Origin of the sequence: Geotalea uraniireducens (assembly GCF_027943965.1) — a bacterium.
Lineage (GTDB): Bacteria > Desulfobacterota > Desulfuromonadia > Geobacterales > Geobacteraceae > Geobacter > Geobacter uraniireducens.
On the sequence record NZ_AP027151.1, the window covers coordinates 52,721 to 68,415 of the forward strand.

At 64.8% G+C, this 15,695-nt stretch carries 8 protein-coding genes; 4 read left to right on the forward strand and 4 right to left on the reverse strand.

All coding sequences use genetic code 11. The features are described 5' to 3' along the window. Positions 1 to 121 precede the first annotated feature (121 nt). The 4 genes from QMN23_RS00285 (at position 122) to QMN23_RS00300 (ending at position 5,779) form a co-directional block, all read left to right on the forward strand. Complete coding sequence (locus tag QMN23_RS00285) at positions 122 to 466, forward strand: hypothetical protein (RefSeq protein ID WP_282001073.1); 345 nt, start codon at positions 122 to 124, stop codon at positions 464 to 466. A gap of 308 nt (positions 467 to 774) precedes the next feature. Then, a complete protein-coding gene (locus tag QMN23_RS00290; protein WP_282001075.1) occupies positions 775 to 1,848 on the forward strand; it encodes an HlyD family secretion protein in 1,074 nt (357 codons plus the stop codon). Further along, positions 1,845 to 4,655 carry a ribosome-associated ATPase/putative transporter RbbA gene (gene rbbA, locus QMN23_RS00295; protein ID WP_282001076.1) on the forward strand — a complete coding sequence of 937 codons (2,811 nt, stop codon included), beginning with the start codon at positions 1,845 to 1,847 and terminating at the stop codon, positions 4,653 to 4,655. The genes QMN23_RS00290 and rbbA overlap by 4 nt, the downstream gene beginning before the upstream one ends. Positions 4,656 to 4,657: 2 nt before the next feature. Further along, positions 4,658 to 5,779 (forward strand): ABC transporter permease, encoded by a 1,122-nt coding sequence (locus tag QMN23_RS00300; protein WP_282001077.1) that lies wholly within the window; start codon positions 4,658 to 4,660, stop codon positions 5,777 to 5,779. A gap of 166 nt (positions 5,780 to 5,945) precedes the next feature. On the opposite strand, the gene QMN23_RS00305 is transcribed toward QMN23_RS00300, so the two are convergent. From QMN23_RS00305 to uca, 4 genes are all read right to left on the reverse strand, one after another. Then, positions 5,946 to 7,337 carry an HD domain-containing phosphohydrolase gene (locus tag QMN23_RS00305; protein ID WP_282001078.1) on the reverse strand — a complete coding sequence of 464 codons (1,392 nt, stop codon included), beginning with the start codon at positions 7,335 to 7,337 and terminating at the stop codon, positions 5,946 to 5,948. A 40-nt stretch (positions 7,338 to 7,377) separates the two neighbouring features. Next, complete coding sequence (locus QMN23_RS00310) at positions 7,378 to 10,056, reverse strand: PAS domain S-box protein (protein ID WP_282001079.1); 2,679 nt, start codon at positions 10,054 to 10,056, stop codon at positions 7,378 to 7,380. A gap of 196 nt (positions 10,057 to 10,252) precedes the next feature. After that, positions 10,253 to 11,962: an allophanate hydrolase gene (atzF, locus tag QMN23_RS00315; RefSeq protein ID WP_282001080.1), complete on the reverse strand. Its 1,710-nt coding sequence runs from the start codon at positions 11,960 to 11,962 to the stop codon at positions 10,253 to 10,255. A gap of 106 nt (positions 11,963 to 12,068) precedes the next feature. Then, positions 12,069 to 15,674 (reverse strand): urea carboxylase, encoded by a 3,606-nt coding sequence (uca, locus tag QMN23_RS00320; RefSeq protein ID WP_282001082.1) that lies wholly within the window; start codon positions 15,672 to 15,674, stop codon positions 12,069 to 12,071. Between the last annotated feature and the right edge of the window lie 21 nt (positions 15,675 to 15,695).

Genomic DNA, 15,695 nt, shown 5'->3' on the forward strand with positions numbered 1-15,695 from the left:
GGCGGGCAGCAGTGTCGAAGCCAGCCTGGTCCGAAGCCGGAAGCGCCCGGGCCGCCAGCTGGCGCCGAATCTTTGATTAACTGGGCAAATGATCTGGACACGCGATGGAGGATTGCTAGCCATGCTAAAAGATGATCGGCAATTCAAAGATCCGGCAGCAGCCCGAGCCTATGTCCGTAACCTGACTTATCTTTTCGACGACGCGGAAGAGATGGTGGAGTTCTTGAGCGCCTGTGACATTGTCCAGGCGACGCTGGTCCGTTGGCTGTTCCAGAAAAACCGTTATGAGCGACTCCGCCGCTGCACTTGGTCCCGGGAGCCTCAAACAGGCCAGGCAGAGAAAGAGGTTGCCCGGTGCGAGTACGGCAAAGCATCGGCGGAATTTCAGCTCGCTAAGGAGAGCCTCAAGAGAATAATCAGAAAGCTCGACGGCGCCCGAGGCGACAGAGAGCTGCCCGGTGGATGATCCCGCTGGCGGGAGCCTTGTCGATCGAGGATGGCGGCGGAGTCGGCCTGGAGCGGCAAATCGGCATCATCACGCCAACCCAGTAATAGTCCTCTCCTTAACCGATCTCCCCCTTTACATACATATCTCAAAGTAGCCGCCAGCGACGAGGAACAGGGCAAGTTGCGGTAAACTTCAAGGAAGAGCATTTTTCGGTCCCGGAGCTCCCCGCTCGGGACTGCTGAACCGTCTGTTGACGGTCTGCAGAAACGATACTGCTGCACAAATCTCTGGGGTCGGGGTCGACTTCCCGGCCGCGGGAGGGGGCAATGACCGGACAGTGGAAGAAGTGGTTGTTCAGAATTGCCGGGCTGTTGATGGTGGGCCTGCTTGCCGCGGTTCTCTGGCAGAAGTTCGGCGGTACCGGCAAGGACGACGGGTTGGTTAGTGGCAATGGGCGCATCGAGGCGGTGGAGATCGATGTTGCTGCCAAGGTTGCCGGCCGGGTCAAGGATATTCTGGTCCGCGAAGGGGAGTTCGTCACTGCCGGGCAGGTGGTGGCGGTTCTGGATACGGAGGCTCTCGAAGCGGAGCTCCGCCAGGCCGAGGCTCAATATCTCCAGGCCCGTACGGCGGTTGCCACCGCCCGCAGCCAGCTGGCCCAGCGGCAAAGCGAAAAGGCCGCAGCGGTGGCGCTGGTCAAGCAACGCGAGGCCGAACTCGATAATGCCCGCAAACGTTGGAACCGGTCGTCGGAGCTGGTGTCACGGGGGGCGATGTCGCAGCAAGAGGCCGATGATGACGATGCCCGGCTGAAGAGCGCCCTGGCCGTCGTCAGCTCGGCTCATGCCCAGGTGGCTGCCGCCGAGGCGGCGATCACCACGGCCCGCTCGCAGATTGCCGGGGCGGAGTCGGCGGTTGCCGCTGCCCGGGCCACGGTCGAGCGGATTCAGGCGGACATCAAAGACAGCGCCCTCAAGTCTCCCCGCGACGGTCGGGTCCAGTACCGGGTCGCCCAGCCGGGCGAGGTAGTCGGCGCCGGCGGCCGGGTGCTGAGCCTGGTCGATTTGAGCGATGTCTACATGACGTTTTTCCTGCCCACAGCGGTGGCGGGGCGGGTTGCGCTCGGCACCGACGTGCGGCTGGTGCTCGATGCCGCTCCCCAGTATGTCATTCCCGCACGGGTGTCGTTCATTGCCGATGTCGCCCAGTTCACCCCCAAAACCGTGGAAACCGCCAGCGAACGGGAGAAGCTGATGTTCCGCGTCCGCGCCCAGATTCCCGTCGCACTCCTGAAGAAGTATCTCACCCAGGTGAAGACGGGGCTGCCCGGTGTGGCCTACGTGCGGCTGGATTCCCGCACCCCGTGGCCGCCTCAGCTCGCGGGACGGTTGCTGCAATGAGTCCCGGCGTTCCGGCCGCCGGCGGCCCGCTGCCCGTGGCACGGCTCCAGCAGGTCGGCCTCTGCTACGGTGCGACCCGGGCACTCGACGGAATCACCCTGGCTATTCCCGCTGGCAGTATGGTCGGCTTCATCGGTCCCGACGGCGTGGGGAAGTCGAGTCTCTTCGCCCTGATTGCCGGCTCCCGGGCCATTCAGGCCGGCTGCGTCGAAGTGCTCGGCGGCGACATGGCCGATGGTCGCCACCGCCGGGCGGTCTGCCCGCGAGTAGCCTTCATGCCTCAGGGGCTTGGCCGCAACCTCTACGCCACTCTGTCGGTGTTCGAGAACGCCGACTTCTTCGCCCGGCTGTTCGGCCACGGTCGCCGGGAGCGGGAGCGGCGGATCGCCGAACTGCTGGCCGCCACCGGGCTGGCTCCCTTCGCCGACCGGCCGGCCGGCAAGCTTTCCGGGGGGATGAAGCAGAAGCTTGGCCTCTGCTGTGCCCTGATCCACGATCCCGACCTGCTGATCCTCGACGAACCGACCACCGGGGTCGATCCGCTGTCGCGCCGGCAGTTCTGGGAACTGATCGACCGCATTCGCGCCGGCCGACCCGGGATGAGCGTGCTGGTCGCCACCGCCTACATGGAAGAGGCCGCCAGATTCGATTGGCTGGTGGCGATGAACGCCGGCCGCATCCTCTCCACCGGCACGCCGCGGGAACTGTTGGCCCAGACCGGCGCCAGCTCGCTAGAGGAGGCGTTCATCGCCCTGCTCCCCCCTTCCCAGCGGGAAGGCCACCAAACGCTCGTCATCCCCCCGCGTCCGGGCGAAGAAACCGCCGCCGAGGCGGTCATCGAGGCCCACGGCCTGACGATGCGCTTCGGCGATTTCGTCGCTGTCGATCAGGTGAGTTTCCGGATCGGCCGGGGGGAGATCTTCGGCTTTCTCGGCTCGAACGGCTGCGGCAAGACCACCACCATGAAGATGCTGACCGGGCTCTTGCCGGCCAGTGAAGGGGAGGCCCGGCTGTTCGGCCGGCCGGTCGACCCCCGCGATCTTGCCACCCGGCGGCGGGTCGGCTACATGTCCCAATCCTTTTCGCTCTACAGTGAACTGACGGTACGGCAGAACCTGGTGCTGCATGCCCGGTTGTTCGGGATGCGCGAGGAGCTGATCGCGCCGCGGGCCCAGGAGATGGCCCGCCGCTTCGGTCTCAGCGAGGTGATGGAAAGCCTGCCCGACGCCCTGCCGCTGGGGCAGCGCCAGCGGCTTTCCCTAGCGGTGGCGATGATCCACGGCCCGGAGATGCTGATCCTCGACGAGCCGACCTCCGGGGTGGACCCGGTAGCCCGCGACGCCTTCTGGCAGATCATGATCGACCTGGCGCGCCGGGATAAGGTCACGATCTTCATCTCCACTCACTTTATGAACGAAGCCGAGCGTTGCGACCGGATCTCGTTGATGCATGCGGGCCGGGTGCTGGTCAGCGATGCGCCGGCGGCGCTGATCGCCGCCCGTGGAGCGAAAACGCTGGAAGAGGCATTCATCGGCTACCTGGAGGAGGCGGGGGCTGCCGACATCGTCTCCCCACCTCATCCGAGCTCTCCGCCTGAAGGGGAGGCAACGGGCTCGACGTTCCCCTCCCTGCAGGAAGTGGCTCAGGAGGGGAGCGGCGAGCGCCCGTATAACCGGAGCCCCTTCAGTCTGCGCCGGCTGATCAGCTATTCCCGCCGCGAAGGCCTGGAGCTGCGGCGCGATCCGATCCGCCTTGCTCTCGCCATGCTGGGGAGCCTGATCCTGATGATCGTTATGGGGTATGGCATTACCCTGGATGTGGAGAATCTTACCTTTGCGGTCCTCGATCGGGACCAGACCGCCATCAGCCGGGATTATACGCACAACCTTGCCGGTTCGCGCTATTTCAGCGAGCGCCCGCCCCTCAGGGACTATGCCGATCTGGACCGGCGGATGCGAGCCGGGGAGATCAGTCTGGCGATCGAGATTCCTCCCGGTTTTGCCCGCGATCTGCGGCGTGGCACCCCGGTAACCGTCGGCGCCTGGATCGACGGTGCCATGCCGGCCCGCGGGGAAACGGTGCGCGGCTATGTCGAGGGGATGCATGCCCAGTGGCTGGCGACCCTGGCACGACAGGCTTCGGGCAATACCGCTGCGGCGGGGATGGCCACCATCGAGACGCGCTTTCGCTATAATCCCGATGTCAAGAGCCTGCCGGCGATGGTGCCGGCGGTGATTCCCCTGCTGCTGATGATGATTCCGGCGATGCTCAGTTCGCTGTCAGTGGTGCGGGAGAAAGAGCTCGGTTCCATCGTCAACCTGTACGTCACGCCGGTTACCCGTCTTGAATTCCTGCTCGGCAAACAGCTCCCCTACGTTGCCCTGGCAATGCTGAACTTCGTTCTGCTTGCCGCGCTGGCCATTTTCATGTTCGGCGTGCCGCTCAAGGGGAGTTTCCCCACGCTTGGTGCTGCGGCGTTGCTGTACGTGATCGCCGCCACCGCCTTCGGGCTGGTGATCTCGACCTTTATGCGCAGCCAGGTCGCTGCCATTTTCGGTACGGCGCTGCTGACCCTCCTGCCGGCGGTGCAGTTTTCCGGGATGACCGATCCGGTCTCCTCGCTGACAGGGGCGGGGGCGCTGATCGGTAAAATCTATCCGACGACCTATTTCCTGACCATTGCCCGCGGCACCTTTTCCAAGGGGCTCGGCTTTGACGACCTGCGGGCGGCCTTTTATCCCCTGCTCCTGGCGGTGCCGGTGCTGATCGGACTCAGTACGGCGCTGCTCAAGAAACAGGACCGCTGACCATGCGTGCCGCCAACATCTTCCATCTCGGCATCAAGGAGTTGCGTAGCCTGCAGCGTGACCCGGTGATGGTCGTGCTGATCATGTACGCCTTCACACTGGCAATATATTCGGCGGCCACCGCCGCTCCAGAGACCCTGCGCAAGGCGCCCATCGCCATTGTCGATGAAGACCGCTCCCAGCTCTCCGCCCGCATCGCCGATGCCTTTTTCCCGCCGCTTTTTCTGCCGCCGGTAGTGATCTCCCCTGCCGAGATGGACGCCCGCATGGATGCCGGCCTCGACACGTTTGCCCTCGGCATTCCGCCCAATTTCCAGCGCGATCTGCTCGCCGGCCGCAGTCCGGCCATCCAGCTCAATGTCGATGCCACCCGCATGAGCCAGGCCTTTACCGGCAGCAGCTATATCCAGACCATCGTCATCCGCGAAATAAACGCCTTCCTCCAGGGGTACCAGACACGAGCGGTGCCTGCGGTGGACCTTGCATTGCGGGTCCGCTTCAACCCGGAACTGAACAAGTCTTGGTTCGGAGCCGTGATGGAGTTTGTCAGCAACATCGCCATGCTTTCCATCGTGCTCACCGGCGCGGCGCTGATCAGGGAGCGGGAGCACGGTACGGTGGAGCATCTGCTGGTGATGCCGGTAACCCCCTTCGAGCTCATGGCCGGCAAGGTCTGGGCGATGGCGATGGTGGTGCTGCTCTCCTCGATCTGCTCGTTGCTTTTCGTCGTCCAGGGTCTCCTTGCGGTTCCCATTGAAGGCTCCATCGTACTGTTCATGGCCGGTACCGCGCTACTCCTCTTTGCCACTACCTCGCTGGGGATCTTCCTCGGGACGGTTGCCCGCTCCATGCCGCAGTTCGGCCTGCTGCTGATGCTGGTGCTGCTGCCGATGGAGATCCTGTCGGGGAGCGTTACGCCGCGGGAAAGCATGCCGGAGTTTATTCAGTACGTGATGCTGGCGGCGCCGAACACCCATTTCGTCATGCTTGCCCAAGCCATCCTCTGCCGCGGAGCGGGGATGATGGTTGTCTGGCCACAATTCGTCGCCCTCGCCCTGATTGGCGCAAGCCTTTTTTCCTTTTCCCTGGCGCGCTTTCGCAAAACCTTGGGAACGATGACATGAATCGGCCGGAGAGTAGCCGGTAGAGGCCGACGGAGTGGAATCAAAACGGGCAGGCGGTATTGTCCCGGGGGTGGTAAGAGCGTGGGCCTTGCGGGAAAATCGGGTGGAGAGTGGGTGGGAGCGGCAATGAATGATGGCGCATTGCCGCTCCCGCCGGATGGCGCGGTTAGTGTCGCTGCTGTTTTTTCTGCCGTGACCAGACGAAGATTCCGGTGGTCGGTGGATCGAGGCGGTAGTAACGCTGGATAGCCGCCACTTTTGCCTGGTCGAGTTGGGTTCCCCGGCTGAGGAGGAGCATCCCGGTGCCGCTGTAGATGCTCTGCGCCAGGACTAGCCCCGGTTCGAGTTCCGTCGGCTTGAGCTCCTTTTCCACCTGCTCGAAGGCGCTCTGCTCCGCCTCGTCGCCTTTGCCGAGCGGCGCCAGCTCTTTCCCTCCCGGCTCCGTTTTGGCGTAATAGACATATTTGAGGAATTTCCGGAACGTCGGCAGCAGGCCCGGATCGAGCTTCTTGCCCAGCTCCGTGCCGACCTTCCAGAGGGCGTTCTCCATGGCGCTCGTGCCGTAGAGGTTCTGCATCGCCCCGTCGATATAGTCGGCCATGGCGATGATCCGCGCGCCGAGCGGAATCTGCTCTCCGGTCAGCCGGTCGGGAAATCCGCTGCCGTCGAAATACTCGTGGTGATGGCGGATCAGGATGCCGGCCTCCCGCAGGTCCTCCATGGCGTCGATGGCTGTCTGGCCGCGAACGGCATGCCGCTGGTATTCGGCCAGTTCCGTCGGCGTCATCTCCTCGGGCAATTTGTGCAGGATCGCTTCCGGGATGCCGATTTCGCCGATGTCGTGGAGCATGGCGGCAACGTGGATCGTCTCCGCCTCCTCGGCCGACAGGCCGAGCGCCTTGGCAACGTTCAGCGCCAGGGTTGCCACATTGGTGCTGTGATTCTGGAGTTTCTTGCCGCGCAGCTCGATGAGCCGGGAGAAGGCCAAAATAGTGTTCCGGTAACTCTCCCGCAACCGTTCATTGGCGTTTTGCAGCTCTTCGTGCTTTTTGCGGATTTCGGTGGTTTGCTCCAGCACCCGCTGCTTGAGATTGGCATTCCACTCCTGGAGCTCCTCGTTCTGCCGGGCGACGATCGCCGCCAGCCGGCGGTTCTCTTCTTCGAGCCGGTAGTGGCGCACCGCATCGCGGATGGTCAGGACGATTTCGTCGTCGTTCCACGGCTTGGTGATGTATCGGTAGGCGCCCCCCCGGTTGATGGCGTCGATGGTGGCGTTGATATCGGCATAGCCGGTGAGCATGATCCGTAGTGCCTGCGGGGCAACGCTTTTCGCTTGTTCGAGGAACTCGACTCCCGACAGACCCGGCATCCGCTGGTCCGAGACAATCAGCCCGACATGTTCCGCTTCCTGGAGCAGCTGCAGCGCCGCCCCCCCCGAGCCAGCGGTCAGCACCTCGAACTCTTCGTCTTGCAGCAGCCGCCGCAGCGATTTCAAGATGTTTTCCTCGTCGTCGACGAACAGGACCTGCACCGGCGGCAGTTCATGAAAATCAGTCATTATCTTCATCTCCTCCTTGCTGATCAATGCCTCGCGGCGCTTATGCCCCGGCCGGCGAATTTTCCCGCTGATCCGGGGCGTGACACTTGGCGATCCCGTCCAGCGGCAGCCGGATGGTGAAAGTAGTCCCCCTGCCGACCTCACTCTCCAGGGAGATGTCGCCGCCGTGTTTCTTGATGATGTCGTAGCTGATGCTCAGGCCGAGCCCGGTTCCTTTGCCCACTTCCTTGGTGGTGAAGAATGGCTCGAAGATTCGGCTGCGGATCGCTTCCGGAATTCCGCAGCCGGTATCGGCAATGGCGATGCAGGCGTTATTCTCTTCGCACCAGGTGCGTACGGTGATCTCCCCCTGCTTGTCGATGGCGTGCGAGGCGTTGACCAGCAGGTTCATGAAGACCTGGTTCAGCTGTTGCGGGTAACAGCGGAGCGGCGGCAGCTCGCCATACTCCTTGTGCAGGGTCGCCTTGTACTTCAGTTCGTTCCAGACGATATTGATGGTGCTTTCCAGGCAGTCGACGATGTTGGCCATCTTGCAGTCAGCCTCGTCCACCCGGGAAAAGCTCTTCAGGTCCTGGACGATCTTCTTCACCCGCTCGGCGCCGTCGAGGGACTCGGCGATCAGGCTCGGGATGTCGGCGAGGATGTGATCGATCTTGAGCTGCCGGCGCAGCGGCGCCAGTTCATCCTCCCCACCGGCTGCCGTGGCAGCCAGCGCCGAGCTCTGGGCCTCTAGGAAGGCGGCCAGCCGCTCCTGGTATTTGCCGAGGGTGCCGAGGTTGCTCATGATGAAACCGGTCGGGTTGTTGATCTCATGGGCGATGCCGGCGGCCAGCTGGCCGATCGAGGCCATCTTTTCCCGCTGCAGAATCTGCGCCTGGGCTTCTTTCAGCTCCGTGTAGGCCTGTTCCACTGCCATCGAGGCCTGTTTCGTTTCGGTGGCGTCATGGATGGTGATGACGACGCCGGATTCTTCCGCGGCGCCGTCGTCTCCCAGCGGGTAGCAGGTGAGGTTGAACCAGCGGTTCAGCTGCTCGTGGTAAATCTCGCCGCCGCGATCAGCGAGGGTCGCGGCCGATATGCCCGGTAGCTTGATCGCTTCCTGCCAATCGGCGCCGAGCAACTCTTCGTAGGGAATCCCCGCGAACTCTGCAGTGGCCCGGTTGCACCGTTTCACTTTCCCTTGGCGATCGAGAAGGATGACCATGTCGTTGATGCAGTCCATGGTCCGTTCCCACTCCCGTTTGACCGTCTCGACCTGGTTGAAGAGGGCGGTCAGCTGTTCGTGCCGGACGGTCAGCTCCGCCTTGCTCTTCAGCAGCAGCCGTTCGTTTTCCTTCTGGGCGGTGATATCCCGCTCGATGATGATCAGGCATGCTTCGCCGTTCAACTGCAACTGGTCTACTGAGCAGAGCAGGGTGCGGACCCCCCCCGTTTTGGCGCGGAGCCTGATTTCCAGATCCCGGACCCGGCCGACCCGTTCGACCTGCTCGATCATCCGGGTCCGTTCGTCACTGTTGACCCACAGGCCGATCTCTCCGGCCGAGCGGCCGAGAACCTCGTCCCGCGCATACCCGAGGATCGTCGTGAACGCCTCGTTGACGTCGATGATCACCCCGTCGGCCTTGCGGCTGATGGCAATTCCGTCGGGACTGGCGTGGAAGGCCCGGTTGAACTTGTCTTCCGAGGTCCGGAGCGCCTCCTCGGTCATCTTTCGATCAGTAATATCTTCCAGGGTTTCGATGACCGCCAACAGTTCCCCGTTGTCGTTGCGCACGGGCCCGGCGTCGAAGAACAGGTAGCGCTCCTTGCTCCCCACGTTGTGATACCACCCTTCACCCTGCAGCCCGCCTTCGACAAACGGCGATCGGGCATGTTTTTCGTAAAGGTGGGTAATATCCTGTCGGTCGTCGCTGATGACCAGATCGGCGAGGGTCGGCCGCTGCTGAGGGTAAAATGCCTGCCAGTGGTCACTGGTACCGAGCATCGTGGCGGCCTTGATCCCGGTCAGTTCTTCGCAGGCCTTGTTCCAGACCAGCACCGTATGGTCGGGGGCGAGGACGAAACAGGGGACGGCACAGTACTGGACGAGCCGTAATGAGAGATCGCGCTGCCGGGCCAGCGCCTGTTCCATATCCTTCCGTTCGCCGATGTCGTGGACGATTGCCACGAACGACAGCCGGTTTGCCACCCTGATGGTACTAAGGTAAATTTCCGCCGGGAAGAGGTGGCCATCCCGGTGCCGACCGGTCGTTTCGGTGTCGAGGCGGAAATTCGGTGCCGCCTGGTTGCCGGTGTGGGTAGGGAGCTCACGCCGGTCCGCCAGGTCGGGGATCAGTCGGTTGATTTGCTGGCCGAGAATTTCGGGGTCCGGATAACCGAACAATTTTCCCGCCGCCGCGTTGACCGACGTGATCGCCCCGGTAGTGTCGAAACAGATCACCGCGTCGATAATATGCTCCAGCGGCGCCTGAGCCCGGGTGACTTCGGAAAGGGCCGCCGCCCGGAGCGGGCGGACGACCAGTCTCCAGACGAAGGGGGCGCTGAAGAGCACCAGCAGACAGGAGTCGGCAAAATTTTTCAGTGGGGTGTCGGAACCGGGCAGGATGACGGAAATCAGGAACATGACGACGGTTTCGATGCCGAAAACGATCAGCAGCGTCACGAAAAACAGGCTCAATGGTCTGAGAAGCCGCGGCGGGCGGCGGGCGTTTCCGCTCATGGTGCCGTCTCCATCATGGTGTCCGGTAGCCGGGGACACAACGGTGCACTTCCGTAATAACGGTAATTACTATATCGACACATTATGCAGCAAGTTGAATTTTGAGGGGAAAATTCTGCGTCGGCGAATGCCGGCGACCGGGAAGGGGGTATCCGGCGACGGGCGAGGGATTGATTGCCGGAACGGTCGCGGCGCTTCAGGAGATGAAGCGCCGCCAGCCGCCGCAGGCGGTAATTTCCCGGGCGTCGGTCACGGCGGCTGCTTCGACGAGAAACCCCGTCACCTGGCGACCGTCGGCCAGCTCTACCTTACCGAGGCCGAGCGGTGCCGGGATAGCGGCCAGAAAACGTCCGAGGCCGGCGGCGGGGAGTTGCCAGACTTCCAGTTCGATGGCGGCACCGCCCGCGGCACTGCGCAACAGTCCCGGCTTCGGCGGGTCGGTGGCCAGGGCGAACAGCCGGTAGGCGGGGGCGGTCCGATCGGCGCGGAGGAAGCGGCCGCCCAGCTCGACCAGCTGCCGGTTGAGGGGGAGGCCGCGCATGTGGGCGCCGCAGACGGCGATTTCCAGCGGGGCATCGGCAGCGGCGGCGGCGAACCGCTCGCCGAGCTGCAGCAGGCGATAATCGCTGAATGCCGGGGCGGCCAAGGTGATCCCGAAGGGGAGGCCGGCAGTGGTGAAGCCGGCCGGCACTGCCAGCGCCGCCAGGTCGAGCAGGTTCATGAAATTGGTGTAGTAGCCGAGGTTGGCGTTGAGCCGGAGGGGGTCGGCGACTACCTCGTCGATCCGGTAAATGGTGCCGGCGGTCGGCGTAACGAGGCAGTCGATCTCTCCCCAGACGGTTTCGCTCTGGCGACGAAGTTCCTGCAGCCGGTACATTCCCCGGAAGGCATCCACGGCCGAGGCGGCAGTGCCGCCGGCAATGATCTCGTAAGTAACCGGAAAGAACTCTTCAGGGTGTCGGGCAATGAATTCTGCCAGGGCGGCGTACCGCTCGGCCACCCATGGACCTTCGTAGAGGAGCCGGGCGGCGGCGGCGAAGGGGTCGAAGTCGATCTCCCGCTTGTGTCCGCCGAGGTCTTCCAGACGGTCGACGGCTGTGGCAAAGAGCCGCTCGTACTCGCTGTTGCCGAAGAAGCGGAGCTGCTCCGGTCGTGGAACGCCGAAGACGAACGGCCATTGGCCGGCTCGTTCCGCAACCGGCGCTTCCCGGCGTGACCAGGGGTCGGCCGGATCGTAACCGGCGGCAGCTGCCAGGACCCGCCCGCTGTCGGCGGCATCCCGGGCGAAGATCGACACGCAGTCGAGGCTGCGGCAGGCCGGGACCACCCCGTCGGTACTCAACAATCCCCGGGTCGGCTTGACCCCGAACAGGTTGGTGAAAGCGGCCGGCACCCGGCCGGAGCCGGCGGTGTCGGTGCCGAGAGCGAAGGCGACTTCGCCGGCTGCCACTGCCGCTGCCGAGCCGGAGCTGGAGCCGCCGGGGATGTAGTCGGCGTGGTAGGGGTTGCGGGCGGTGCCATGGGGTGAGCGGGTGCCGACCAGCCCGGTGGCGAACTGGTCCAGATTGGTCTTGCCGATCGGAATTGCCCCGGCATCGATCAGCCGCTGGACGACGAAAGCGGAGCGCTCCGGCAGGTAGCGGTAGGCGGGGCAGGCAGCGGTGGTCGGTGCCCCCCCGAGGTCGATGTTGTCCTTGATCGCAAAGGGCACACCGTAGAGCGGGAGGCTGTCCGGCGCCAGTGTCGCCAGGCGGTCGGCGTAGCGGTAGAGCTCCTGCCGCTCCAGCAGATGGAGCCAGCTGTTGCTGTCGCGGTTGGCGGCGATCCGTGCCATGACGTCATCGATCATCCTCCGGGGGGTCAATGCGCCGCGCCGGTACTGGCCCAACAAGTCACCGATTTTCATTGTTATCTCCCTGGCGTATCAACAGGTAATCTACGGTTGTCTGCCGCTGCCACTTAGGGCGGACACAAAGCCCACCGCTACGGAATCCTTGGTCGCGCTGCCGGCCTCATTCCGGGCAGATGCTGAGCAATGGCCGGCCGGCGTTCAGATAGGCGTTCTCGGTGCAGAACAGCTGTTCGACGGTACCGCTGCAGGTGGCGAGGATAGCGGTTTCCATTTTCATGCTCTCCATGATCGCTACGCATTCTCCCTCCCGGACCGTATCGCCCGGCCGGACGGCGATCTTCCAGACGACGCCGGCTACCGGGGTGGCTACCGGCTCGCAGCCGGCTGCCACCTCTCCCTCGGCAATGCTTTCCAGGCAGTCGGCACTTTCGGAGATGAAGTGGGCTTGGCCGCTCTCCTCCCAGCGCTGCCGTTCTTCCTCGAAGGCCCGGGCCTGGCGTTCCTTGGCGGCGGCGATTTCGTCGCGGTGCGTTTCCTGGAAGCGGCGATAGTCGCGGAGTGACAGGGTCGTCTCCTCGATCCGTAGGCTGAAGGTGCCGTTGATGAAGTCGCGGCGTAACCGGAGCAGTTCCTCGTGGGAAACCGGGTAGAAGCGGAGCTGGTCGAAGTGGCGCAGCAGCCATGGCTTGCCGGCTTCGAATTCGCGGGTCTGCCGGTAGCGGTTCCACATCTGGACGGTGCGGCCGACGAACTGGTAGCCGCCGGGGCCCTCCATGCCGTAGACGCAGAGGTAGGCGCCGCCGATACCGACGGCATTTTCCGGGGTCCAGGTCCGGGCCGGGTTGTACTTGGTGGTCACCAACCGTTGGCGGGGATCGAGGGGGGTGGCAACCGGCGCCCCCAGGTAGACGTCGCCGAGCCCCATTACCAGGTAGTGGGCGGAAAAGAGGATCTCCTGCACCTCCGTCACCGACGCCAGGCCGTTGATCCGGCGGATGAATTCGATGTTGCTCGGACACCAGGGGGCATCTTTCCGCACCGACTGGTCGTACTTCTCGATCGCCAGCCGGGTGGCCTGGTCATCCCAGCTGAGTGGCAGGTGGACAATCCGGCTCGGCAGTACCAGGTCGTCCAGCGACGGCAGCGACTCTTCCGCCGCCGCCAGTTGGGCGAGCAGCCGGTCCAGCGGCAGCTGCCGGTTGTCATAGTGGACCTGGAGGGAGCGGATGCCGGGGGTCAGGTCGATCACTCCGGCCGGCAGCCGGTCGCGCAGCCATTCCATGAGCGCCTGGGCGCGGAACCGGTAGGTGAGATCGATTCGCGGCTCGCCGTACTCGATCAGCAGATATTTGTCCCCCGAGCGCCGGTAGACCACCGCCGGCCGCCCGTCGACAGCGGGCAGGGTTGCCACCACCGGCCCGCTGGTCGCCACGGCTACCGGCCCGTCGAGGGAGGGGCGCGGCGCGGGTGTCAGGGTGTGGAGCAACTCGTCTTGGTGCCGTTCCAGCGCCTCGGCGTCCCGTTGCGAAATTCGGCGGAAGCGGACCCGGTCGCCCGGTTTGAGCTGGCCGACTTTCCAGAGTTCCGCCTGGACTACTGTGGCCGGGCAGACGAATCCCCCCAGGCTCGGTCCGTCGGGCCCGAGGATGATCGGCATGTCGCCGGTGAAGTCGATGGTGCCGATGGCGTAGGCATTATCGTGGATATTCGAGGGGTGGAGTCCCGCCTCGCCACCGTCGCTTCGAGCCCAGAGCGGCTTCGGCCCGATCAGCCGAACGCCGGTGCGGGCGGAGTTGTAATGGACCTCCCAGTCGGTGGCGAAGAAGGTGGCGATATCCTCCTCGGTAAAAAAATCCGGGGCGCCGTGGGGGCCATAGAGTACGCCGAGCTCCCAGTTGCCGGTGAGCGTCGGGCGGAGGGGCTCTGCCAGCACCGCCGGGGAGGCCGGCGCTGCGGCCGGCAGTACGTGCAGCACGTCGCCGGTCCGGAGTGCCCGGCCGCCGTGGCCGCCGAATTCGCCGAGGGTGAAGGTCGACTTGCTGCCGAGGTAGTCGGGAACGTCGAAGCCGCCCCGGATCGTCAGATAGCTCCGCTGTCCCGGCCCGGTGATGGCGCCGAGCTTGAGGGTTGCCCCCGCGGCGACCGGCACGACGCTCCAGAACGGGATGGCGATACCGTCGAGGGTGGCCGGCATGGGCGCCCCGGTCAGACAGATGGCGGTGGCGGTATTGAAGAGCAGGGTCGGGCCGGTGATGGTCAGCTCCAGACCGGCAGCCTGTTCCGGGTTGCCGAGCAGCCGGTTGCCGAGCCGAAAACTGAGGCTGTCCATCGGCCCAGAAGGGGGGACGCCGACCTCCCAGTAGCCCGTGCGGCCGGGATAGTCCTGAATCGTACTGCAGGTGCCGGGGGCGAGGACCTCGATGGTTGCTGCCCGGTACTCCAGGGTGTCGAGGAGCCGGGTGAAGAGGTCGCCGGCGGCGAAGCGCCGGTCGGCGACGATCTGGCGCAGGTATTCCAGGTTGGTTTCAATCCCGGCCAGCCGGGTTTCGGCCAGTGCCCGCTGCAGCCGCTCCAGGGCCTCGGCCCGGTCCCGGCCGGCAACGATCAACTTGGCCAGCAGCGGATCGTAGTAGGCGGTGACGGAGGTCCCCCGCTCGACCCAGCCGTCGCAACGGGCGGTTTCCGGGAAGTGCACCTCGGTCAGGACACCGGCAGCGGGCTGGAAATTTTTCCCGGGATCTTCGGCGTAGAGCCGCACCTGGATGGCGCAACCGGCCGACTGCGGCGCCAGTTCCGCCAGCGGCGGCAGTTCGCCGCAGGCTTGACGGACCATCCATTCCACCAGGTCGATGCCGTATACCTCCTCGGTAACGGTGTGCTCCACCTGGAGGCGGGTGTTGACCTCCAGGAAATAGAAGTCGCCACTGGCCGTGTCGAGAACGAATTCCACCGTCCCGGCCGACGAGTAGCGGGCTGCGGCCGCCAGCCGCCGTGCTGCGTCGCAGAGCCGCTCCTGCTGCTCCGCGGTCAGCCCCGGCGCCGGAGTTTCCTCGATGACCTTCTGGTTGCGCCGCTGGACCGAGCAGTCGCGGGTCCCGAGAGTGAGGGCCGCGCCCCGGCCGTCGCCGAAGATCTGTACCTCGACGTGGCGGGCCCGGGCGACGTACTTCTCCAGGAAGAGCCCGCACTCCTTGAAATTGTTCTCCGCCAGCCGGCCGATCCGGGCGAAGGCGGCGAGCAGTTCTCCTTCGTCATGGCAGAGGGCCATGCCGATGCCGCCGCCGCCGGCGGTGCTTTTGAGCATCACCGGGTAGCCGATCCGGGCCGCTTCGGCCGTTGCCCGGGGGGCGTCCGCCAGGATGCCGCTCCCCGGCAGGAGCGGCACGCCGCTCTGCTCGGCCAGCTCCCGGGCACGGTGTTTCAGGCCGAAGGCGCGCATCGTTTCCGGTTCCGGACCGATGAAAACGATTCCCTCCTGCCGGCAGGCCTCGGCGAATGCGGGATTCTCGCTCAGGAAGCCGTAGCCGGGGTGGATTGCTCGGGCGCCGCACTGCCGCGCCAGCTGGAGAATCCGCTCGCCGTTCAGGTAGCTGACCGCCGGGGCGGCATCGCCGAGCAGGTAGGCCTCGTCCGCCTCGATGACGTGCCGGGCGTCGGCGTCGGCCGCGGAGTAGACCGCCACCGTGGTCACGCCGAGCCGGCGGAGGGTGCGGATGAGGCGGCAGGCGATCTCGCCGCGGTTGGCAATGAGCACTTTTTCGAACATGGTGGTGTTTCCTTGTCGGTT

What these genes read in the sequence shown, in the direction of transcription:
- QMN23_RS00285 (WP_282001073.1), top strand. Translation starts at nt 122, where the DNA reads ATGCTAAAAGATGATCGGCAATTCAAAGATCCGGCAGCAGCCCGAGCC.
- QMN23_RS00290 (WP_282001075.1), top strand. Translation starts at nt 775, where the DNA reads ATGACCGGACAGTGGAAGAAGTGGTTGTTCAGAATTGCCGGGCTGTTG.
- rbbA (WP_282001076.1), top strand. Translation starts at nt 1,845, where the DNA reads ATGAGTCCCGGCGTTCCGGCCGCCGGCGGCCCGCTGCCCGTGGCACGG.
- QMN23_RS00300 (WP_282001077.1), top strand. Translation starts at nt 4,658, where the DNA reads ATGCGTGCCGCCAACATCTTCCATCTCGGCATCAAGGAGTTGCGTAGC.
- QMN23_RS00305 (WP_282001078.1), bottom strand. Translation starts at nt 7,337, where the DNA reads ATGACTGATTTTCATGAACTGCCGCCGGTGCAGGTCCTGTTCGTCGAC.
- QMN23_RS00310 (WP_282001079.1), bottom strand. Translation starts at nt 10,056, where the DNA reads ATGAGCGGAAACGCCCGCCGCCCGCCGCGGCTTCTCAGACCATTGAGC.
- atzF (WP_282001080.1), bottom strand. Translation starts at nt 11,962, where the DNA reads ATGAAAATCGGTGACTTGTTGGGCCAGTACCGGCGCGGCGCATTGACC.
- uca (WP_282001082.1), bottom strand. Translation starts at nt 15,674, where the DNA reads ATGTTCGAAAAAGTGCTCATTGCCAACCGCGGCGAGATCGCCTGCCGC.